This is a genomic window from Luteimonas sp. Soil_C_16, assembly GCF_057657295.1.
The window spans coordinates 802,476-822,775 of record NZ_JBDGIS010000001.1; the positions used below are offsets into that span (position 1 = coordinate 802,476).

The window sequence follows — 20,300 nt, forward strand, 5'->3', positions numbered from 1 at the left end:
GTCATGACAGCCACGGCAGGCGGTCGGGATCGACGTTGCCCCCGCTGAGCACCAGGCCCACGCGCAGACCGGCGAAGCGCGAGCGGTTGGCGAGCACGGCGGCCAGCGCGATGGCCGACGACGGTTCGACCAGCTGCTTGGTGTGCACCGCGATCCGGCGCATCGCCGCGACGGTGTCCGCATCGTCCACCGCGATCACCTCGACCGCCGTGCCGTCGCTGCTGCGATGCGCCTGCAGGATCTCGAAGTTCGGCGCGCCCAGCAGGCCGCGCAGTCCGTCGCAGACGGTGTCCGGCACGAGCGTGTCGACGCGCGCACCGGCCTGCAGCGAACGCAGCGTGTCGTCGGCGCCGCGCGGTTCGGCCAGCACCAGGTGCGTGGCCGGCGACGCGTATTGCAGCGCCAGCGCCGTGCCCGAGGCCAGCCCGCCGCCGCCGACCGGCACCACCAGCAAGTCGAGCGGCCCGGCCGCGTGCAGCAGTTCCAGCGCGGCCGTGCCCTGGCCGGCAATGACGTCGTGGTGGGTGTAGGGATGGATCAGCGTCGCGCCGGTCTGCACGCGCAGGCGTTCGCAGGCTGCCTCGCGCGCGGCGAGCGTCGGCGCGCAGTGGTGCAGCACGGCGCCATAGCCGGCGATCGCCGCGAGCTTCGCCGCCACCGCGCCTTCCGGCACGACGACGTGGCAGACCAGGCCGCGCGACGCGGCCGCCAGTGCCAGCGCCGCACCGTGGTTGCCGGAGGAGTGCGTCACCACGCCGTGCGCGGCCGCGTCCGTGCCCAGCGACCACACCGCATTGGTGGCCCCGCGGAACTTGAACGCACCCGCGCGCTGCAGATGTTCGGCCTTGAACTGCAGCGTGCAGCCGGCCGCATCGTCCAGGGTGCGGGCCCGCAGCACCGGCGTGAGATGCGCGTGGCCGGCGATGCGCGCGGCCGCGGCCAGCACATCGTCCGGCGTCGGCAGGGAAATCGTGTCCGTCATGGCGCAAGCGTAACGGAGCGACCCCGGCGAATCACAGGCCGGACGCGGGATGAAGCGACCCGCACGTGGTCGAAACGCTTAAGGGCGGATTCAATGCGGCGGGCGGATTCTGGCTGCCTGATCGACAGGGGTGGACCGACATGATCCGCAAGGCTTTTCTGCTCGTTGCCTGCATGACGCTCGCCGGCTGTGCGACCTACGGCTACCGCGGCGGCAGTGGCGATTACTACTACGGCTCGCCCGGCACCACCTACCGTCACTACGGCGCGCCTTACGGCAGCCTCGGTTACGGCCGCGGCTACGGCTGGTACGGCGGCGCGGGTTACGGCGTGCCCTACGGGCGCTACGACGCGTGGAACCGCTACCCGTACGGCTACGGCGGCGGCTATTACCGGCCGCCGCCGGTGATCGTGCGTCCGGTGTATCCCGGTCGTCCGGGCGGGCATCGTCCCGATCGTCCGCCGTACGGGCACGGGCGCCCGGACCGGCCCGACCGTCCGGGCTGGGGCGACGGTCGTCCCAACCGCCCCGATCGTCCCGGCTGGGGGGATGGCCGACCGGACCGTCCCGATCGTCCCGGCATGGGGCGCCCGGACCGCCCTGATCGCCCATGGGCCGGTCGTCCCGACCGGCCGGATCGTCCAGGCTTCGGCGGTCGTCCGCCCAGCGGTGGCGAGGCCGGTGGTCCGGGTCGTCCCGGCGGTGGCTGGAGTGGTCGTCCGCCGCGTGGGGATGGACCGGGGCGGCCGGAAGGTCAGCGACCCGAGCGACCGTCGCGTCCGGAATTCCAGCGTCCGCCGCAGGCCGCGCCCGTGAGCCGCCCGCCGCCGGCGCGCACCGAATCGCGTCCGAGCCCGCGCGGCGAAAGGCGGACCACGATCACACCCCGGGAAGTCGAGCCGATTTAGGGCTTGCGCTGGCTGGAGCGGCGGAGGAAGCTTGCGCTCGAGTGACCGGCTGCGTCGGTTTCCGACGAAATGGTCACACCAGCTGTCGACTCCCGGCGGGGGAATACCGGATCCCCCCTGTTCCGCCTCCGCCGGGTGTCGGCTCTTGATCCGCGCGTCTCCCCCGATGCACCGGTCACGAGCCCCAAAAAGATGGGGCCGGATGTCCCCCGACATCCGGCCCCGTGCTTCCCCGCAGCGTACTTGGCCAGCCCTGTTCCAATTCCGGCCGCGCCCCCCTTTCAGACGCTTGCCGCTGCGGGTGCGCCCACAACCACGCAGAAACTGTGCCAACTGTGGCGCGGTGTCTGACGTGCGCCGCCGAACTCGCGGATAATCGCCCCATGTCCAACGACTTCCACAGCTACGACGTCATCGTCGTCGGCGGCGGCCATGCCGGCACCGAGGCCGCGCTCGCGTCCGCGCGCGCCGGCGCCCGCACGCTGCTGCTCACCCACAACGTCGAAACCATCGGCGTCATGAGCTGCAACCCGGCGATCGGCGGCATCGGCAAGGGCCATCTGGTGCGCGAGATCGACGCGCTCGGCGGCGTGATGGCGCGCGCCGCGGACGCGGCCGGGATCCAGTGGCGTCGGCTCAATGCATCGAAGGGCCCAGCGGTGCGCGCGACGCGTTGCCAGGCCGACCGCAATCTCTATCGCGCGTTCGTGCGCCGCGCCGTGGAAGCGCAGCCGAATCTGACGGTCTTCCAGTCGGCGGTCGATGACGTCGTCATCGACGGCGACGCCGTCCGCGGCGCGATCACCCAGACCGGCCTGCGCTTCGACGCACCGGCGGTGGTGCTGACCGCCGGCACGTTCCTCGCCGGGCGCATCCACATCGGCGAGGCGCAATCGGCCGGCGGCCGCGCGGGCGATCCGCCTGCCGCCACGCTCGCCGCGCGCCTGCGTGAGCGCCCGTTCGTCGTCGACCGTCTGAAGACCGGCACCCCGCCGCGGATCGACGGCCGCACGCTCGACTACGCCGCGATGACCATCCAGCCGGGCGACGATCCGCGTCCGGTGTTCTCCTTCATGGGCACACGCGACGACCATCCGCGGCAGGTGCCGTGCTGGATCACGCACACCACCGAACGCACCCACGAGATCATCCGCGGCGCGCTGCACCGCTCGCCGATGTACTCGGGCCAGATCGAAGGCATCGGCCCGCGCTACTGCCCGTCGATCGAAGACAAGGTGGTGCGTTTCGCCGACAAGGCCAGCCACCAGATCTTCGTCGAGCCCGAAGGCCTCGACGTCGCCGAGATCTATCCCAACGGCATCTCGACCTCGCTGCCGTTCGACGTGCAGCTCGCGCTCGTGCGCAGCATCATCGGCTTCGAGCACGCGCACATCACCCGCGCCGGCTACGCGATCGAATACGACTTCTTCGATCCACGCGGGCTCAAGGCGACGTTGGAGACGCGCGCGGTCTCGGGCCTGTACTTCGCCGGCCAGATCAACGGCACCACCGGTTACGAGGAAGCCGCCGCGCAGGGCCTGCTCGCCGGCGTCAATGCCGCGCGCCAGGTGCGCGGTCTCGATGTCTGGAGCCCGCGCCGCGACCAGGCCTACATCGGCGTGCTGGTCGACGATCTGATCACGCATGGCACCAAGGAGCCGTACCGCATGTTCACCAGCCGCGCCGAATACCGGCTGCAGCTGCGCGAGGACAATGCGGACCTGCGCCTGACCGAGGCGGGCCGCAGCCTCGGTCTCGTCGACGACGCGCGCTGGGCGCGCTTCGACGCCAAGCGCGAGGCCGTCGAACGCGAGACCGCGCGTCTGCGCGGCCTGTGGGCGTCGCCGCGGAACACGATCGGCCACGATGTCGTCGCGACACTGGGCATCGAACTGCGCCGCGAGACCAACGGGATCGACCTGCTGCGTCGTCCCGAACTCGGTTACGCCGATCTCATGCGTGTGCAGGCGATCGGTCCGGGCGTGGAAGACGCGGACGTCGCCGAGCAGGTCGAGATCGAAGCCAAGTACTCCGGCTATCTGGACCGGCAGCGTGTGGAGATCGAACGCCAGCAGCGCCAGGAAACCACGGCGATCGCCGAGAGTTTCGATTACGCGCAGGTGCGCGGACTGTCGGCCGAACTCGCGCAGAAGCTCGTGCAGGTGCGACCGCTCACCGTCGGTCAGGCGCAGCGCATTCCCGGCATGACACCGGCGGCGATCTCGCTGCTGCTGGTGCATCTGGAACGCGCACGGCGTACGCAGGCGGCCTGATCACGCGTCGCGGCATCGCGGTGTGTCGTTGCACCGCGATGCGCGCGCCTCGAAGACCGCATGCGCGGTCGACGCCGCACTCGCATCTGTCGATCATCCGGCGTTCCGCTCTTCTGTGGTCTGGTACGGACTTCGATCGAGGAGGACCACAGGCATGACGAAGAGACCCGTACTTGTCGGCGCGTGCATCGCGGCCGTCGCCGGTATCGCGTACTGGGCCGCGGTGTCCGGCGCGCTGCGCGGGGGGGAACCCTGGGATGCCGACGCGTTCTGGACGCTGGTGTATCCGGGCGCGCTGCTGCTGTCCGCCGTCCTCGGATTCGCGATGCCGACGCGGGCCTGGCTCTGGGGTCTGATCGTGGTGTTCGTCCAGGTGCCGGTGGTGATCGCGGTATCGGGCGCCGGGCCGCTGCTGCTGGCGGGTGTGCTCTACGCGGCGGCGCTCTCCATTCCGGCTGCGCTCGTGTCCGCTGTGGCGGGATGGCTCCGGCGCCGCATGCGCGGCGCGGCACACGCCTGACCCGACGCGCGTCTGCATCGATGCTCAGGGCGCGCGGAGCGCCGGCAACGTCGTGTCCTCGGGGCGCGCCGTCGTCGGCGCACGCGGGCGCATCGGCAGTCCGAACAGCGGGCGCAGCCAGCCGATGCGGCGGATCAGCAGTTCGTGGATCGACACGCAGCCGGCCACGGTGATCGCGAGCACCAGCAGCGGTTCCCACACCGGTCCGAGGCGCAGCGGAATCAGCCAGTACGCGGCGAGCACGATCAGGCTCTGGTGCAGGATGTAGCAGGGATACACGGCCTCGCTGGCGTAGCGTAGTCCCGGCCACGGCCGGTTCAACAGACGGGCGCCCCAGGCGAGCAGTGCGAGCAGCGCGGCCCACCAGTAGATCGCGTGCGCCACGGTCGACAGGAAATCCCAGGCGACCAACGGCATCAGGCGCAGGAACGGCTCGGACGACACGAGACCGGCTTCGATCAGCCGCCCGAGCGCACGCAGGCCGATGTGGACACCCCCGCCCAGCAGCGCATACGTCGTCAGCGTCCAGCGTCGTAGCACCAGTGCGTCCCACATGGGCGCCTGCCGGGCGATCAGGAGTCCGAACGCGAACACGACGCCATAGTGCGCATGGTTGAACCAGTCGCCGATCAGGGCATGCGTGGATTCGAAGCGTGGCGCCAGCACGACCATGGCGAACAGCATCCACAGCGGCGGCACCGTCCACAGTAGCCAGCGACCCCTCGTGGTCAGCCATCCGGCGATGCGTATACCACCGATCGCGCGCAGCACCGGCAAGGCGATCAACGCGAGCAGCGTGTAGACCCACAGATACGGCAGATACCAGAGATGGTTCCAGGTGAAGCCGTACTCGGCGCCGGTGAACGTGCCGGCCGGCCAGGGCCGCAGCTGCAGATAACGCAGCAGGAAGGTGCCGAAGCCGGCGTCATACGTCCCGAGCATCCGCGCCTCGCACCAGGCCTGCACCGGCACGATGGCGACGATGCCGAACGCCAGCGGCAACAACAGGCGCCAGCTGCGATCGCCGATCAGCCGCGCCGGTGACGTCCGCGCCAGCACCAGCCCCAGCGCGATACCCGACAGCAGGAACAGCAGCGACATCCGCCAGCGGTTGACCAGCACCATCGGCCACTCGACCCAGCCGAGCAATGTCGGGCTCTTGATGTGGAAGCCCCAGTCGACCACGTAGACCATGCCCACGTGATAGAGGATCAGCAGGGCGAGGGCGATCACGCGCAGCGTGTCGATGTCGTGGCGTCGGTCCATGGCGGGCTGCGATGCGGAAGAGGCCACAACCGTGCCGGGTCGCAGTGACGCGCGTCCCGCCGAGGGCTTCATGGCGCGACTCCAGGGACGAACCGTGGGCCGGTAGGGACGAATGGGACGGGCCGATGCGCGGGGGCTGCCTAGAATGCGCGCATGTCCGCACGCCCCCATGCGCCACCCACCGGTGCCGAGCGCTATCTCGCCATCCGCCGACCGGTCGAGGTCGGCTACTGGTTCATCACCTACCTGCTGTCCGGGCTGGGCAACAGCATGACCACCTGGATGGACGTGGAGCGCCTCGGGCTGGACTACGCCGCGTGGGAGGTGGCGAGCTGGGAAGGCAGCAGCGCCGTCGCGCTGCTGATGCTGGTGCCGGCGATGGTGTGGTTCACCGCGCGCTGGCCGGTGCATCTGGACAACTGGCGACGGCGGCTGCCGCTGTACGCGTTGGCGAGCGTGGTCTGGTCGGTGCTGCACGTCGGCCTGATGGTGGCCATCCGCAAGCTGGTCTACGCCTGGCACGGCAGCAGCTATGTCTTCGGCGATGCCTTCGTCTATGAATACCTGAAGGATGCACGCACCTTCCTCGGCATCGTGGTCGTGCTGCATGGCTACCGCCTGCTGGTGCGTCGCCTGCAGGGCGAAGCTTCGCTGCTGGCAGCGCCCGACGACGACAGCGCGCCGGTGGAGCCGGTCGAGCGGCCTTCGCGGTTTCTGGTCCGCAAGCTCGGCCGCGAATTCCTGGTGGCCGCCGACGACATCGAGTGGGTGCAGGCCGCGGGCAACTACGCCAACCTGCACGTGCGCGGCAAGGTCTATCCGCTGCGCAGCACGCTGGCCGAACTCGAATCCCGTCTCGATGCCGCGCGGTTTCTGCGCGTGCATCGCAGCCATCTGGTCAACGTCGACCGGATCGCGTCGATCGAACCGCTCGACAGCGGCGATGCACGCATCCACCTGCACGACGGCACCGTCGTGCCCTGCAGCCGACGCCATCGCGAGCCGCTGCGTCTGGTGATGGCGCGCTAGAGACGATCAGTCCAGCGGGTGCGCCGCGACGTCCTCGTGCAGGATGCGGCGCAGTTCCAGGATCGCGGGCGCGGTCTCCTGCACGCTGTGACCGGAGGCGATGACCTTCTCCGACACCGCGTCGTCGAGGTGCGCGCTGGCGTAGGGCACGAGGCCGTCGTTCGACTGCGCCAACGGGATCGCGGGATCGCGCTGGGCGATGATCGTGTGCAGCGTCACGCCCGTCGCGCGCGGTAGATCGGCGGCGGCGCGGACGAAGGGATCGCTGGCGCTGAGGTTGTCGATGCTGTTGGGGATGCGGCCGGTGCTGCCGTCGGGGGTCTGCGCGCTGCCGGCAAGCGTCTGCAGCACGTCGTCGAAGTTCTCCAGAAACGTCAGCGGCAGGCGTACGAGGCGTGAGATCCAGCGGCCGGCGCGCGTGCCGGCGATGTCGGTGCCGCGATGTGGCGCGGCGATGAAGACCGCGCGCTCGATCTGCGGCATCGGCTCGAAGCGCAGGAACGGCGACAGCCGCCGTTGCACGCGGCGCAGATTGCCGGGCGCGATCTCGCGATTCGCCGTCACTGCGTCCCACAGCGCATCGCCCGACGACGACACCATCAGCCGCGCGATCACGCCACCCATGCTGTGGCCGACGACGACCATGTCCTGCGACGCGCGTGCGCGGCGGTCGGGATCGAAGTGCGTGAGCGCGTCGTCGACCGTACGACGGATCTGCGCATGGTTGAGCGCGATCGGCATGTTGGTCGGGTAGTAGATCTGCCAGATCTGGAAGTTCTGCCGCAGCGTCTCGTCGCCCAGCACCTCATTGGCGACATTGACCCAGGCTTCGGGACTGCTCGCCAGCCCGTGCAGCATCAGCAGGATCCGGCGGTCCGGATCGTAGGGCTGCATCATGTACAGATGCGGCCGGTCGATGCCGTGGTCGCGGCCGAACAGCGTGCGCAGAGACTGCGTGGCGAAACCGGAACGCGCGAGCCACAGGCCGTAGCCGGCGGTGAAGTTCGCCGCCAGCGGCACCTGCTGGCCATGCATCTGCGCGACGCTGTCGACGTAGGGATCGTGCACGCTCAACGCGACCTCGCGCGTGGCCATCAGCTGCGCGAGATCGTCCGCCGGAAAGCGCAGCAGCACGGTCAACGCGGGTGACGGCATCTCGCTGAAATCGCGACGCTGCGGGCGCTGGCGACGGTGCGGCGTGTCCGCGGTGACCTCCGCATCGGGCACGACGATCGTGGTCACCGGATCGGGCTGCATCACCGCGACGAGTTCGGCACCGAACCCGTCGCGCCGGTACACGCTGCGCAGGCCGGCGAACTGCAGCGACGAGGCCGGGATGAGTTCTTCCGGCAGGTCCACACCATCGGGCAGGCGCACGCCCTCGAGCGTGGTGCGGATCGTCCAGCCGGCCTGCTGCAGCGCTTCGCCCTCGGCGCCGGGCGCGCCGGCGTAGCGGGCGAACAGCGCGGTCGCCGCTTCCTGCGTGGCGAGGTTGTAGTAGTCGCGGACCTGCGTCTGCCGGTCTTCGAAGGCGCGCTCGCCGGGCGTGCGCGCGCTGAAGAACAGGTAGGCGTAGGCGTGCCGCGCGACTTCGAACCACGCATCGAGCTGCGCGTCGGACGGCGCTGCGTCGCGCCTGGGCGCGAGCGACAGGGCGCGTTGCACCCACAGTTCGGTCAACGCGGCCATGCGCCGCTCGTCGTCGACGTCGTGCACGGCCGTCAGCGCCTGCAGGCAATCGTGTTGCGGGCGCGCGCAGGCGCGATCGTCGAGACCGGCCACGCGCAGCATCTCGCGCGTCGCGGCGCTGAGTTCGCCGGTGGTGAGAATGTCGCCGCGCTTGATCGCGATGTACTCGCCCGGCGGGATCGACTTCACGTCGACCATCGCCAGCGAACAGCCGGCCAGCGACAGCACGAGCAGCAGGCTCATCGCGCTGTGGATCCATCGCGGTGCGTCGTGCGAAGTCATCGGGTCTCGGCCTCCGGAATGCCGGGCACGCCGCGGCGGATGACGCGGGAGAAATCGGGGTCGCGATCCGCGGCGCGCGCCCGGTCGGTGATGCGTCCCGCCGCTTCCAGCTGGTCGAACGAGCCCTGGCCGGCGAGTCCGCCGTGCGCATGCGCGTACTGCCCGAAGTAACCCGACAGCAGCAGGCGGATGTCGAGCGGCAGGCCCGGCGCGATGTGGCGGGCGACATCGAAGACGATCGTGGTGCAGTTGCTGGTCACCGTGTTGTAGAAGCGCGGCGCCTGCTGCAGCGTGCCGGCCTCGTCGACGTAGGCGAGGAACAGCGTGCGCAACTGTGCGCGCGGAATCGCCAGCCGGTACAGATAGACGTCCTCGTCGCGCACATTGCTGCGCACCCGCACGATGTCGCGCTCGTCGGCCGCGATCAGCACCGCCTCGAACTGCTTGAAGAAGCCGCCGATCGCCGAGAACGATTCGTGGCGTTCCTTGCGGATCTCCAGCGAGAACACCACGCGGCTGCCGTCATCGAAGCCGAACGACACCAGGGTGTGCGCGATCGCCGGGCCCATCCAGTACGACATCACCAGATCGGCGGAGGCCAGTCCGTCGAGATCGTAGGTGCGCGTCTCCCAGCGCGGCGCCGGATCGCCGTCGCGGGTCCAGTCGAAGTTGCGGACGTTGTGCAGCGTCACCCGGCTGCCGTCGACGTCGGCATCGAGCAGGCGCGCGACGTCGTCTGCCCAGTCGCGGTCGTGCATCGGCAGCACGGTCTGCCACCAGCCCAGCAGCGCCAGCGTGGCGACCAGTCCGGCGCCTAGCACGCGCCGGCGTCGCGGTCGCGTCATGCGGCCTGCCATTGCCAGCAGAGTCGCGATACCGAGCGCGCTCCACGGCAGCAGCCACAGCCAGCGCATCGGCGCCTGGTACCACAGCGCGCCGATGCCCCACAGCACGCACACGGCGATGGCGATGCACAGCAGCACGCGCAGGGCCCGGCGCCACAGCGAACGCCGCGCCATCAGCGCACGTCGTCCGGCCCGGTCAGGGCGATGGGGTCCAGCGACGTGCAGGGGCGATGGGATGGCATGCGGCAATTGTGGTGCAGGACGGCATTGCCCCGGTAGCAGCGCCCGTCACCTGCCGCGCGGTAGAACGGCAGCCACGCTGTCGACCGGATGCTCCGCATGGCCAGGAACAAGACCCTCAAGCTCGCGACGTTCAACGTCAACGGCATCGGCACGCGCCTGCCGAACCTGCTCGGCTGGCTGGCGCACGAGGCGCCTGACATCGTCGCGCTGCAGGAACTCAAGGCGACCGACGCGGCCTTTCCGGCTGCCGAACTCGAAGCCGCCGGCTACGGCGCCATCTGGCACGGGCAACGCGCTTGGAACGGCGTCGCGCTGCTCGGGCGCGGCGTGGAACCGGTGGAAAGCCGGCGCGGCCTGCCGGGCGATCCGGACGACGCGCAGAGCCGCTACATCGAGGCCGCGGTGCACGGCATCATCGTCGGCGCGCTGTACCTGCCCAACGGCAATCCGCAGCCGGGGCCGAAGTTCGACTACAAGCTCGCGTGGATGCAGCGCCTGCACAGGCACGCGAAGTCGCTGGTCGATCTGGCACATCCGGCTGCGCTGGTCGGCGACTTCAATGTCATTCCCACCGACGCCGACGTCTACGACGCGAAGGCCTGGAAGAAGGACGCGCTGATCCAGCCCGAGGTCCGCGAGGCGTACGTCGCGCTGTTGAAGCAGGGCTGGACCGACGCGCTGGCGGAAGTCTTCGGCGACGAACCGGTCTTCACCTTCTGGGACCACTTCCGCCAGCATGCCGAACGCGATCGCGGCCTGCGCATCGACCATCTGCTGCTCAATCCCGTGCTGGCCGAGCGCATCGAATCGGTGGGTGTCGACCGCTGGGTGCGACTGGAACCGCGCGCCAGCGATCACGCGCCGACGTGGGTCGAACTCCGCGTCTGATCGATGCGGCTGCGCGCACGACACCGCACGGACGGCGCGCGCCGGTGGGGCGGACGTCATTCCGATGAATGGCGTGCTTCGTGTATGCGCAAGCGTCACGGCCCAGCGGGCGCCGGCGCGTATCACTGGAACGTCGCCATCTCCGGCACATCCAGAGTCCCAGGGAACATGCACACGTCCAGGAACGACAACGGTCTCATCCTCATCGTCGAGGATGACGCCAACCTCGCCTCGTTGACCGGCGAATGGCTGGTCCGTCGCGGCTTCGCCGTCGATTACGCCCGCGACGGCATCGAAGCGCTCAATCTCGTCGGCGCACAACGCTACGACGCGATCCTGCTGGACGTCACGCTGCCGCGGATGAACGGCGTGGAGGTATGCAGGCAGTTGCGCGCGGCGGCGCATCCGGTCGCCCCGATCCTGATGCTGTCGGCGTTGAACACATTGGACGCCAAGCTGGCAGGACTCGGCGCAGGCGCTGACGACTACCTCATCAAACCCTTCGCGCCCGCCGAACTCGGTGCACGCATCGATGCGCTGCTGCGTCGCAGCCGTGCCGAAGTCGCGAAGGAAATCATTGCGCTCGACGACCTGCGGGTCGATCCCGGCACCGGGCGCGTGACTCGCGCAGGCCGTGAACTGCCGGTGCTGCCGGTCGGCCTGAAGATTCTCGCGACCCTGATGCGGCATCACCCGCGGGTGGTGACGCGCGCGGAACTGCAGTCCGCGATCTGGGGCTCGCGACTGCCGCGCTCCGACTCGCTCCGCAGCCACATGTACCAGCTGCGCCGCACCCTCAACGACGGCTTCGACGAGCACCTGATCGTGACGATGCCCGGCACCGGGTTCCGGTTCCGCGCGCCACGACCGGACGAGCCGCTGTCGGGCTGACGTCGCAACGCAATACCTCCATCACGCACAACCGCACTGCACGTGGCCACCACGCGCGGCGTTCACCCGCACCCTCCACACCGGACAACCCGCCATGACGATCAAGACGCTCGAAGACCTCTTCATCCACGAACTCTCGGACACGCACTCCGCCGAGCGACAGATGGCCAAGGCGCTGCCGAAACTTGCACGCGCGACGCACAACCCCGATCTCGCCGCCGCGTTCGAGCTGCATCTCGAGCAGACCAACGTCCAGATCGAACGGCTCGATCAAGTGGTCGAACTGCTGGGCGCACGCCTGAAGCGCATCAAATGCGCGGCGATGGAGGGCCTCGTCGAAGAGAGCAAGGACGTCATCGAATCGATGGACAAGGGGCCGCTGCGCGATGCCGCACTGATCGGCGGCGCGCAGAAGGTCGAGCATTACGAGATCGCGTCCTACGGCACGCTGTGCGCGCTGGCCAAGCAACTCGGCCACACGGATGCGGTGAAGTTGCTCAAGGCGACGCTCGATGAAGAGAAGGCGACCGACGAGAAACTGACGCTGCTCGCGGAAGCCGGCGGCAACCAGATGGCCGCCGAGGCCGGATGATCCACCGCGTTCCAGTGCGGGGTGTCTGGGTTGCAGACATCGGCACGGATCGGAACATCGAGTGACCCGATCGCAGCGTCCGGGCGTGTCACATGCCCGGACGCCGTGGGTTTAATCAGCGCCCGCGTGCGCGGGCGAACGCGTCGGCCAGTGCGTTGTTGCCCGGCGCAGCCGTGGTCTGCGGCTTGCCTGCAGGACGTCCGCCCCGCGGACCGCCGGGACCGCGGGATGCAGTGCGATCTTCGCGCGACTCACGGGCCGGCTTCTCGCCCGGCACGTCATCGAGTCGGCGCGTCAGCGCGATGCGCTTGCGCAGCACATCGACCTCCATCACTTTCACCTTGACGATGTCGCCGGCCTTGACCACGTCGCGCGGATCCTTGACGAAGGTGTCCGACAGCGCCGAGATGTGCACCAAGCCGTCCTGGTGCACGCCGATATCGACGAACGCGCCGAACGCGGCGACATTGCTGACCACGCCTTCGAGGATCATGCCGACCTGCAGGTCCTTGATGTCCTCGACACCGTCGGCGAACACCGCGGCCTTGAACTCCGGGCGCGGATCGCGGCCCGGCTTCTCGAGTTCCTTCAGGATGTCGCGCACCGTCGGCACGCCGAACTTCTCGTCGGTGAACTGTTCGGCCTTGAGTCCGCGCACGAACGCACCATCGCCGATGATCTGCTTCACGTCGCGGCCGCTGCTGCCGGCGATGCGCTCGACGACCGGATAGGCTTCCGGGTGCACGGACGAGGCATCCAGCGGCTCGTCGCCGTCGGCGATGCGCAGGAAGCCCGCGCACTGCTCGAAGGTCTTCTCGCCCAGGCGCGGCACCTTCAACAGATCCTTTCGGCGCTTGAACGGTCCGTTCGCATCGCGGTGCAGGACGATGTTCTCGGCCACACCGCTCGACAGGCCGGCGACGCGCGCGAGCAGGGCGCCGGACGCGGTATTGACGTGCACGCCGACCGCGTTGACGCAGTCCTCGACGCGCGCGTCCAGCGCACGCGCCAGACGGTACTGGTCGACATCGTGCTGGTACTGGCCGACGCCGATCGCTTTCGGCTCGATCTTCACCAGCTCGGCCAGCGGATCCTGCAGGCGCCGCGCGATCGACACCGCGCCGCGGATCGACACGTCGAGATTCGGGAACTCCTTGGCCGCGGTTTCGGACGCCGAATACACCGACGCGCCGGCTTCGCTGACCACGATCTTCTGCAGCTTGAGCTCCGGCGCGAGCTTGATGACCTCGGCGGCGAGACGATCGGTCTCGCGCGAGGCCGTGCCGTTGCCGATCGCGATCAGCTGCACGCCGTGTTCGGCGCACAGCTTGCGCAGCGTGTGCACCGACTGGTCCCATTGCTTGCGCGGTTCGTGCGGATAGATCGTGTCGGTCGCGACCAGCTTGCCGGTCGCATCGACCACCGCGATCTTGCAGCCGGTGCGGATGCCCGGATCGAGACCGAGCACGGCCTTCGGGCCGGCGGGCGCCGCGAGCAGCAGGTCCTTGAGGTTGTCGCCGAAGACGTTGATCGCCTCGGCTTCGGCCTTCTCGCGCGCCTTGCCGAACAGATCGATCATCAGATGCAGGTGGATCTTCGCGCGCCATGCGAGTCGGCAGGCGTTGAGCAGCCAGGTGTCGGCGGCGCGCGACTGCGCGGCGATGCCGGCGTGTAGTGCGATGCGGCCTTCGGCGTAGGCATTGCCCTGATCGGGATCGTTGCCGGGTTCGAGTTCGAGGGTCAGGAACTCCTCGCGCCGGCCGCGGAACAGCGCGAGCAGGCGATGCGAAGGAATCTTCGCCAGCGGTTCGGCGTGGTCGAAGTAGTCGCGGAATTTCTCGCCCGCGCTTTCCTTGCCGGGGCTGACCTTGGCGCGGATCACGCCGTTGGCTTCGAGCCAGTTGCGCAGCTCGCCGAGCAGCGTCGCGTCCTCGCCCCAGCGCTCCATCAGGATCGCGCGCGCGCCTTCGAGCGCGGCCTTGGCATCGGCGACGCCTTTGTCGGCATCGACGAAGCCGGCAGCGAAGGTCTCGGGCACCAATGTGGGATCGGCCAGCAGGCCGTCGGCCAGCGGCTCCAGTCCAGCCTCGCGGGCGATCTGCGCGCGCGTGCGGCGCTTCTGCTTGTAGGGGAGATACAGATCTTCGAGGCGCGCCTTGCTGTCGGCGGCTTCGATGTCGGCGCGCAGTTCCGGCGTCAATTTGCCCTGCTCGTCGATGCTAGAGAGGATCGCCGTGCGGCGGTCTTCGAGTTCGCGCAGGTAGGACAGGCGCACTTCGAGATCGCGCAGCTGGGTGTCGTCGAGCCCGCCGGTGACTTCCTTGCGATAGCGCGCGATGAACGGCACGGTTGCGCCTTCGTCGAGCAGCGCGATCGCGGCGATCGCCTGCGCGGGCTGGGCGCCGATCTCGGCGGCGATGGTGTCGGCGATTCGACGGGCGAGGGCGGCATCAGGCTTGGACATCGGTTCCACATCGGGTCGCGGCAGCAGCGCCGCGCGGCGATTGTGGCAACCCGGTCCTGTCGGCGTAACCCGTTGACAAGCGGGTCCAGTCAGCGTGCGACTCAGTCGCGGCGACGGCGCCAGGGCAACGGAATCTGGAACAGCATCAGCGCGATCCACGCCAGGCGGCTGGAGCCGCTTTCGCGCGTGGCCGGCAGCGGCGCGTCCGCGTCGGGATCGTCTTCGGCGCCGAGCTGGAATTCGCCGGCGTCGAGGCGCCGGATGAGGTCCTGCGCCTGTTCGAACTGGTCGTCGCGCACGTGCAGCTTCACGCCGCCGATCGCGAGCCGCCATTCCCAGTTCGCCAGCGCCATGTTCGCGTCGCCCAGATGCACGTCGATGCCCTCGGCCTGCAGCAGACCGCAGGCGATCTGCGCTTCGATCGGGTCCGCGTAGCGGGCGACGATGACGCTCATGGGCGGGTGTGTGGACGCGCGTACATGCGTGGGAGGGTAACCTTGCGCCCTGAATCCGACGCTCACTTGGAGCCTGGCGCATGTCTGCTTTCGATCGTCCCGCACGCCTCTCGCGCCTGCACAACGTCATCGCGGTGTCGACCGCTGCATTGCTGCTCGCGGCCTGTGGCAGCGATGCGCCCGAGCAGACGGCCGCGCGCACCGCGACCAGCGATGTCACCGCGCCCAGCGAGATCGTCGACTGGGCCTTGCCGGAGACCGGCGCCGGTTCCGCGTCGCCCGATCTCGTCGCCGGCCCGGACGGCGTGCTGATGCTGAGCTGGGTGAATTCGCGCGAAGGCCGCCGCCACGTGTTCCAGTTCTCGCGTTTCGATCCCGCGCAGCAGCGCTGGCGCAATGCGCCGACGACGATCGCGATCGGCAACCGCATGTTCGTCAACTGGGCCGACACGCCGCACGTGCAGGCCACCGCCGACGGCGCGCTGTGGGCGCACTGGCTGCAGAAGAACGGCGAGGCGCCGTATGCCTACGACGTCGCGCTGGTGCGTTCGCGCGACGGCGGCGCGAACTGGGGCGCCTACACCGTGCCGCACGACGACGGCACGCAGACCGAACACGGCTTCGTGTCGATGTGGCCGCAGGGCGACGGGATCGGCATCGCCTGGCTCGACGGGCGCAACACCGTCGGCGCGAGCCATGCGGGCCACGACTCGCCGGAAGGGCATGCGTCGCCCGGCGAGGGCCGGCCGATGACGCTGCGTGCCGCGAACTTCGACGCGACGCTGCGCAAGACCGGCGAGGCGGAAATCGACGCCAGCGTCTGCGACTGCTGCCAGACCGCCGCCGCGGTCACCACGCAAGGGCCGGTACTCGTCTATCGCGGACGCAGCGACGGCGAAGTGCGCGACATCATGGTCACGCGCCGCGAGGGCGATGCCTGGACGACGCCGACGGCCGTGCACGCCGACAACTGGGTGATGCCGGCCTGTCCGGTCAACGGCCCCGATGTGGCGGCCGTGGACAGCGCCGTGGTCGTCGCGTGGTACAGCGCGCAGACCGGCACGCCGCAGGTGCAGATCGCACGCAGCGACGATGCCGGCACGACGTTCGCGGCGCCGGTCGTGCTCGACAGCGATGCGGCGGTACAGGGCCGCGTCGCCGTCGCACTCGATGGGCAACAGGCCTGGGCGCTGTGGCTGCGCGAGGACGCCGCCGGCGCGCAGTCGCTGTGGCTGTCGCGTCGAAGCCCGGATCTGGCGACCGAGTACGAACGCATCGAAGTCGCGCGTCCGCAGGGCCGCGGTCGCGGCACCGGCTTTCCGCAGCTGCAGGCGGTCGCTGGACAGGCCTATATCGTTTGGACCGACGTCGTCGACGGCGCGCCGACGCTGCGCGGCGTGCGCGTGGTGCGCTGACCGGCGATCCGCTTCGGCGCGGTGCGTGGAGTGCGCCGCGCACCGCGTCGGCATGTTCGCCAGCGCACATAGCGGGCGTGATGGACGGGAATCGAACACGCACGGTGTCGCACTGACGCCATGAACGCGCCCGACTCGCGCGCCTGTCACCTGCGAAGGCGCAACGTGGCCGCAAGACCTCTTCTGGATCTTCCGTGCCCCCTCTCTCTTCAACGCCGCCGTCTGCGGCGTCGGTCGCGTGCGCGCCTGCGCTGCCCGCCTTCGTCCGCGACGCGATGGCGCGCCACGCCTCGCTGCCGCTGCCCGGCCACGGCGACACGCTGACGCGCTGGCGCCAGCTGTCGGACATCGCCGCCGAAGACGTCTGCGGCATCAAGGTGCTGGAAGCGCATTACGACGCGCTGGCGATCTTGAGCGAACTCGGCGCGCCGGAACGCGCACTCGATGGCGCGCTGCTGCATGCGGTCTGGGCCGCCGAGCCGCCAGATGCGCGTCTGGAATTTACGCCGGGTGTGGACGGGATCGGCAGCTTGAACGGCATCAAGGCTTGGTGCTCGGGCGCGGATCTCGTCGATGCGGCGCTGGTCACCGCGCACATCGGCGAGTCGCGCGTGCTGGTGCAGGTGATGCGCGCCGCGCCGGGAATCGAAGTGCTTTCGGGTCACTGGCAGGCGGTCGGCATGTCGCGTGTCGAAAGCGGACGCCTGCAGTTCCGTGATGTCGCCGCGGTGCAGGTCGGCGCGGCCGGCGACTATCTCGCGCGACCCGGTTTCTGGCATGGCGGTGGCGGCATCGCCGCGTGCTGGTTCGGCGCAGCGACTGCGATCGCCGAGACCCTGCGTCGCCATCCGCGTGCCGCGCACAATCCGCACGCGATGGCCCACCTCGGCGCGATCGACATGGCGCTGTCCGCGGCCGCGAGTCTGCTGCGCGAGACCGCCGCCGCGATCGATCACGATCCCGATGCGCCCCACGCGACCGCGATCACCCGCGTGCGCAGCGTGGTGGAACGCGCGGCCACCGAAGTCATCGATCGTGTCGGGCGCGCGCTCGGCCCCGGCCCGCTGTGCGAAGACGGCGCCCATGCGCTGCGGTGCGCCGACCTGACGACCTTCCTGCGCCAGAGTCATGCCGAGCGCGACTGGGCGGAACTCGGCGCCGCCGCGCAGGCGCGGGAGATCACATGGCAGCTGTGAGCATGGACGCGGCGGAGGACACGCCGCGGATCGCGGGCGCGGGCATTTCGGAATCCGCATGGCAGCGCTCGCGCTGGCTGGCCGCATTGCCCTCCATCGCCGCACAGGATTGGCTCGACGGCATCGCACGAGTGGTCGTGGTATCGCCGCATCCCGATGACGAAGCGCTGGGGTGTGGTGGCCTGATCGCCACCGCGCGCGCGATCGGTTTGCCGGTGCGCGTGGTGTCGGTGACCGATGGCGAAGCCTGCTATCCCGACGCACCCGCGTGGCCGCCGGCGCATCTGCGCGCGGTGCGTCGGCAGGAACTCGAACGCGCCCTGGCGTTGCTCGGCGTCGACGCGGACGCGATCGACACGCTCGACATCGGCGACGGCCGCGTCGCCGAGCACGAAGACGCGCTCGTCGCGGCGCTCGCGCCGCTGCTGCGCACGGGCGACCGCGTGCTGACGACCTGGCGCGGCGACGCACATCCCGATCACGAAGCCACGGCGCGCGCGGTCGAACGTGCCGCCGTGCGCGGCGGCGCGGAGGTCGCACAGTTTCCGGTCTGGGCGTGGCACTGGCTCTCGCCGGATGCGCCGGCATCGCCATTGCCGGACGCGCAGCGCCTCGTGCTGACACCGGCCGCGTGCCGCGCCAAGGCGGCGGCGCTGGCGTGCTTCGCGTCGCAGTTGCAGGACGACGCGCCCGGCATGCCGGCGCCGATCCTGCCGCCGCATGTGCTCGCACGGTTCGATCGTGATTTCGAAGTCGTGTTGCCATGAGCGCCGCGACGCCCAGCGAATATTTCGATGCGATCTACGCGCAGGACGATCCCTTCGGTTACCGCGAGCGCTGGTACGAGGCGCGCAAGCGCGCGCTGCTGCTCGCGAGTCTGCCGGCGCAGACCTTCGGTCGCGTCTGGGAAATCGGCTGCTCGAACGGCGAACTCACAGCCGACCTCGCGACGCGCTGCGACAGCCTGATCGCCACCGACCTCAGCGCACGCGCCGTCGCACTCGCCACCGAACGCACCCAGGCGCACGCCCACGTCGACGTGCGCCGGGCGCGGCATCCCGACACCTGGCCCGATGGCCTGTTCGATCTGATCGTCTTCAGCGAGGTGGGCTACTACCTCGATGCCGACACGCTGACGCGCATGGCACATCGGCTGAAGTCCAGCCTGCGCGGCGATGGCGTGCTGGTCGCCTGCCACTGGCTGGCGCCATTCGCGCAGGCGCCGCAGTCGGGCCGCGAGGTACACCGCCTGCTGCGCCGCACACTCGGCATGCAACGCGTGTTCGGCTATGGCGATGCCGATGTGCGCCTCGACGGCTGGGCGTTGAACGCCGCTTCGGTCGCGCAACGGGCGGGCCTGCGATGATCGGCGTCGTCATTCCGGCGCACGACGAGGAAGCCTGCATCGCCGCGTGCCTGGCGTCGGTACAGATGGCCGCACACAGCGATGCGCTCGGCGGCGAAGAAGTCGTCATCGTGGTCGCGCTGGACCGCTGCAGCGATCGCACGGCCGCGATCGTCGCCGCGTGCGGCGTGCGCGCCGTGGTCGTGCACGACGGCAACGTCGGCCTCGCCCGCGCGGCCGGCGCGGCGTTCGTGATCGGTCTGGGCGCGCGCTGGGTGGCATGTACCGATGCCGATTCGCGCGTGCCGCGCGACTGGCTGGCCTGCCAGCTCGCCTGCGCTGCCGATGCGTTCTGCGGAATCGTCACCGTCGACGACTGGCTCGACTACGACGACACCGTGCGCACGCAGTTCGGCACGCCCGAAGAACAGCGCGACGGCCATCCGCACGTGCACGGCGCGAACATGGGATTCAGTGCGGCGATGTATCTGCGCTGCGGCGGCTTCCCGCCGCTGTCCGCGCACGAGGATGTGGCCATGGTCGATGCGCTGCATCGCGCCGGCGCGCTGATCGCCCGGCGTGCGACCCCCGTCGTGATCACCAGTGCGCGACGCGTCGCGCGCGCACAGGGCGGATTCGCCGATTATCTGCTCGCGCTGGAGGCGCGGACGCGTCTGCTGGCGGCGCCGGTGCTCGAAGCCGCTGCGGTCGACTTCGGCGCCGCGCCGGATGCCCATGCCGCCTGAGGTCATCGGCTGGGCCGCCTCCGCGGTGCTGCTGGCGACGCTGATCCGTCAGATCGCGACGCAGCTCCGGGATGGCAGCGCGCAAGGCGTGTCGCACTGGCTGTTCGTCGGCCAGATCACCGCTTCCGTCGGCTTCGTGACCTACAGCGCACTGGTCGGCGACCGGGTCTTCATCGTCACCAATGCCTGCATTCTGCTGACCGCGATCGCCGGCCAGGTGCTGACGTCACGACGCAGGCGCGCGGCAGCCGCGCACTGACACACCGCGAGG

19 protein-coding genes are annotated in these 20,300 nt (G+C 69.8%); 13 read left to right on the forward strand and 6 right to left on the reverse strand.

What is annotated here, in order from left to right:
* Position 1: 1 nt before the first annotated feature.
* Positions 2-982 (reverse strand): threonine ammonia-lyase, encoded by a 981-nt coding sequence (locus AC3A5T_RS03610; RefSeq protein ID WP_487627390.1) that lies wholly within the window; start codon positions 980-982, stop codon positions 2-4.
* Between the two features lie 140 nt (positions 983-1,122).
* Between AC3A5T_RS03610 and AC3A5T_RS03615 the strand changes: the two genes are divergently transcribed.
* From AC3A5T_RS03615 to AC3A5T_RS03625, 3 genes are all read left to right on the forward strand, one after another.
* Positions 1,123-1,890, forward strand: a complete 768-nt coding sequence (locus AC3A5T_RS03615; RefSeq protein ID WP_487627391.1) for a hypothetical protein — start codon at positions 1,123-1,125, stop codon at positions 1,888-1,890.
* A gap of 383 nt (positions 1,891-2,273) precedes the next feature.
* Positions 2,274-4,163, forward strand: a complete 1,890-nt coding sequence (gene mnmG, locus AC3A5T_RS03620; RefSeq protein ID WP_487627392.1) for a tRNA uridine-5-carboxymethylaminomethyl(34) synthesis enzyme MnmG — start codon at positions 2,274-2,276, stop codon at positions 4,161-4,163.
* 154 nt (positions 4,164-4,317) lie between these two features.
* Complete coding sequence (locus tag AC3A5T_RS03625; protein WP_487627393.1) at positions 4,318-4,683, forward strand: hypothetical protein; 366 nt, start codon at positions 4,318-4,320, stop codon at positions 4,681-4,683.
* A gap of 24 nt (positions 4,684-4,707) precedes the next feature.
* On the opposite strand, the gene AC3A5T_RS03630 is transcribed toward AC3A5T_RS03625, so the two are convergent.
* On the reverse strand, positions 4,708-5,949 hold the full coding sequence (locus AC3A5T_RS03630; RefSeq protein ID WP_487627394.1) for an acyltransferase family protein: 1,242 nt from the start codon (positions 5,947-5,949) through the stop codon (positions 4,708-4,710).
* 153 nt (positions 5,950-6,102) lie between these two features.
* On the opposite strand from AC3A5T_RS03630, the gene AC3A5T_RS03635 reads away from it, so the two are divergent.
* Positions 6,103-6,978 (forward strand): LytTR family DNA-binding domain-containing protein, encoded by an 876-nt coding sequence (locus AC3A5T_RS03635; protein ID WP_487627395.1) that lies wholly within the window; start codon positions 6,103-6,105, stop codon positions 6,976-6,978.
* A 6-nt stretch (positions 6,979-6,984) separates the two neighbouring features.
* On the opposite strand, the gene AC3A5T_RS03640 is transcribed toward AC3A5T_RS03635, so the two are convergent.
* Together AC3A5T_RS03640 and AC3A5T_RS03645 are read right to left on the reverse strand one after the other, a co-directional pair.
* Positions 6,985-8,949 carry an esterase/lipase family protein gene (locus tag AC3A5T_RS03640; RefSeq protein WP_487627396.1) on the reverse strand — a complete coding sequence of 655 codons (1,965 nt, stop codon included), beginning with the start codon at positions 8,947-8,949 and terminating at the stop codon, positions 6,985-6,987.
* Positions 8,946-9,968 carry an Lnb N-terminal periplasmic domain-containing protein gene (locus AC3A5T_RS03645; protein ID WP_487627397.1) on the reverse strand — a complete coding sequence of 341 codons (1,023 nt, stop codon included), beginning with the start codon at positions 9,966-9,968 and terminating at the stop codon, positions 8,946-8,948. The genes AC3A5T_RS03640 and AC3A5T_RS03645 overlap by 4 nt, the downstream gene beginning before the upstream one ends.
* 165 nt (positions 9,969-10,133) lie before the next feature.
* Between AC3A5T_RS03645 and xth the strand changes: the two genes are divergently transcribed.
* The 3 genes from xth to AC3A5T_RS03660 all read left to right on the forward strand — a co-directional run bounded on the left by xth (position 10,134) and on the right by AC3A5T_RS03660 (position 12,408).
* Positions 10,134-10,925, forward strand: coding sequence for an exodeoxyribonuclease III (xth, locus tag AC3A5T_RS03650; protein ID WP_487627398.1), 792 nt, complete (start codon positions 10,134-10,136; stop codon positions 10,923-10,925).
* A gap of 168 nt (positions 10,926-11,093) precedes the next feature.
* The gene (locus AC3A5T_RS03655; protein ID WP_487627441.1) at positions 11,094-11,816 is read left to right on the forward strand and encodes a response regulator transcription factor; all 723 of its coding nucleotides are present in this window, start codon (positions 11,094-11,096) and stop codon (positions 11,814-11,816) included.
* A 94-nt stretch (positions 11,817-11,910) separates the two neighbouring features.
* Positions 11,911-12,408 carry a YciE/YciF ferroxidase family protein gene (locus AC3A5T_RS03660; protein WP_332077889.1) on the forward strand — a complete coding sequence of 166 codons (498 nt, stop codon included), beginning with the start codon at positions 11,911-11,913 and terminating at the stop codon, positions 12,406-12,408.
* Positions 12,409-12,523: 115 nt separating this feature from the next.
* Here the strand turns inward: AC3A5T_RS03660 and AC3A5T_RS03665 are convergent, their stop codons facing one another.
* Entirely contained in the window at positions 12,524-14,872 is a 2,349-nt protein-coding gene (locus tag AC3A5T_RS03665) for a Tex family protein (RefSeq protein WP_487627399.1), read from the reverse strand.
* Positions 14,873-14,973: 101 nt separating this feature from the next.
* Positions 14,974-15,327, reverse strand: a complete 354-nt coding sequence (locus AC3A5T_RS03670) for a putative signal transducing protein (protein ID WP_487627400.1) — start codon at positions 15,325-15,327, stop codon at positions 14,974-14,976.
* Positions 15,328-15,407: 80 nt separating this feature from the next.
* Between AC3A5T_RS03670 and AC3A5T_RS03675 the strand changes: the two genes are divergently transcribed.
* From AC3A5T_RS03675 to AC3A5T_RS03700, 6 genes are all read left to right on the forward strand, one after another.
* Positions 15,408-16,742 carry a hypothetical protein gene (locus AC3A5T_RS03675; RefSeq protein ID WP_487627401.1) on the forward strand — a complete coding sequence of 445 codons (1,335 nt, stop codon included), beginning with the start codon at positions 15,408-15,410 and terminating at the stop codon, positions 16,740-16,742.
* A gap of 194 nt (positions 16,743-16,936) precedes the next feature.
* Positions 16,937-17,938, forward strand: a complete 1,002-nt coding sequence (locus AC3A5T_RS03680; protein ID WP_487627402.1) for an acyl-CoA dehydrogenase family protein — start codon at positions 16,937-16,939, stop codon at positions 17,936-17,938.
* A complete protein-coding gene (locus AC3A5T_RS03685; protein WP_487627403.1) occupies positions 17,926-18,705 on the forward strand; it encodes a PIG-L deacetylase family protein in 780 nt (259 codons plus the stop codon). The genes AC3A5T_RS03680 and AC3A5T_RS03685 overlap by 13 nt, the downstream gene beginning before the upstream one ends.
* Positions 18,702-19,304: a class I SAM-dependent DNA methyltransferase gene (locus AC3A5T_RS03690; RefSeq protein WP_487627404.1), complete on the forward strand. Its 603-nt coding sequence runs from the start codon at positions 18,702-18,704 to the stop codon at positions 19,302-19,304. The genes AC3A5T_RS03685 and AC3A5T_RS03690 overlap by 4 nt, the downstream gene beginning before the upstream one ends.
* Positions 19,301-20,029 carry a glycosyltransferase family 2 protein gene (locus tag AC3A5T_RS03695; RefSeq protein ID WP_487627405.1) on the forward strand — a complete coding sequence of 243 codons (729 nt, stop codon included), beginning with the start codon at positions 19,301-19,303 and terminating at the stop codon, positions 20,027-20,029. The genes AC3A5T_RS03690 and AC3A5T_RS03695 overlap by 4 nt, the downstream gene beginning before the upstream one ends.
* Positions 20,019-20,288: a hypothetical protein gene (locus AC3A5T_RS03700; RefSeq protein ID WP_487627406.1), complete on the forward strand. Its 270-nt coding sequence runs from the start codon at positions 20,019-20,021 to the stop codon at positions 20,286-20,288. Before AC3A5T_RS03695 ends, AC3A5T_RS03700 begins: the two co-directional genes overlap by 11 nt.
* Positions 20,289-20,300: the final 12 nt, after the last annotated feature.

Coding starts and splice junctions, on each gene's coding strand:
- AC3A5T_RS03610 (WP_487627390.1), bottom strand. CDS start 982: ATGACGGACACGATTTCCCTGCCGACGCCGGACGATGTGCTGGCCGCG.
- AC3A5T_RS03615 (WP_487627391.1), top strand. CDS start 1,123: ATGATCCGCAAGGCTTTTCTGCTCGTTGCCTGCATGACGCTCGCCGGC.
- mnmG (WP_487627392.1), top strand. CDS start 2,274: ATGTCCAACGACTTCCACAGCTACGACGTCATCGTCGTCGGCGGCGGC.
- AC3A5T_RS03625 (WP_487627393.1), top strand. CDS start 4,318: ATGACGAAGAGACCCGTACTTGTCGGCGCGTGCATCGCGGCCGTCGCC.
- AC3A5T_RS03630 (WP_487627394.1), bottom strand. CDS start 5,949: ATGGACCGACGCCACGACATCGACACGCTGCGCGTGATCGCCCTCGCC.
- AC3A5T_RS03635 (WP_487627395.1), top strand. CDS start 6,103: ATGTCCGCACGCCCCCATGCGCCACCCACCGGTGCCGAGCGCTATCTC.
- AC3A5T_RS03640 (WP_487627396.1), bottom strand. CDS start 8,949: ATGACTTCGCACGACGCACCGCGATGGATCCACAGCGCGATGAGCCTG.
- AC3A5T_RS03645 (WP_487627397.1), bottom strand. CDS start 9,968: ATGGCGCGGCGTTCGCTGTGGCGCCGGGCCCTGCGCGTGCTGCTGTGC.
- xth (WP_487627398.1), top strand. CDS start 10,134: ATGGCCAGGAACAAGACCCTCAAGCTCGCGACGTTCAACGTCAACGGC.
- AC3A5T_RS03655 (WP_487627441.1), top strand. CDS start 11,094: ATGCACACGTCCAGGAACGACAACGGTCTCATCCTCATCGTCGAGGAT.
- AC3A5T_RS03660 (WP_332077889.1), top strand. CDS start 11,911: ATGACGATCAAGACGCTCGAAGACCTCTTCATCCACGAACTCTCGGAC.
- AC3A5T_RS03665 (WP_487627399.1), bottom strand. CDS start 14,872: ATGTCCAAGCCTGATGCCGCCCTCGCCCGTCGAATCGCCGACACCATC.
- AC3A5T_RS03670 (WP_487627400.1), bottom strand. CDS start 15,327: ATGAGCGTCATCGTCGCCCGCTACGCGGACCCGATCGAAGCGCAGATC.
- AC3A5T_RS03675 (WP_487627401.1), top strand. CDS start 15,408: ATGTCTGCTTTCGATCGTCCCGCACGCCTCTCGCGCCTGCACAACGTC.
- AC3A5T_RS03685 (WP_487627403.1), top strand. CDS start 17,926: ATGGCAGCTGTGAGCATGGACGCGGCGGAGGACACGCCGCGGATCGCG.
- AC3A5T_RS03690 (WP_487627404.1), top strand. CDS start 18,702: ATGAGCGCCGCGACGCCCAGCGAATATTTCGATGCGATCTACGCGCAG.
- AC3A5T_RS03695 (WP_487627405.1), top strand. CDS start 19,301: ATGATCGGCGTCGTCATTCCGGCGCACGACGAGGAAGCCTGCATCGCC.
- AC3A5T_RS03700 (WP_487627406.1), top strand. CDS start 20,019: ATGCCGCCTGAGGTCATCGGCTGGGCCGCCTCCGCGGTGCTGCTGGCG.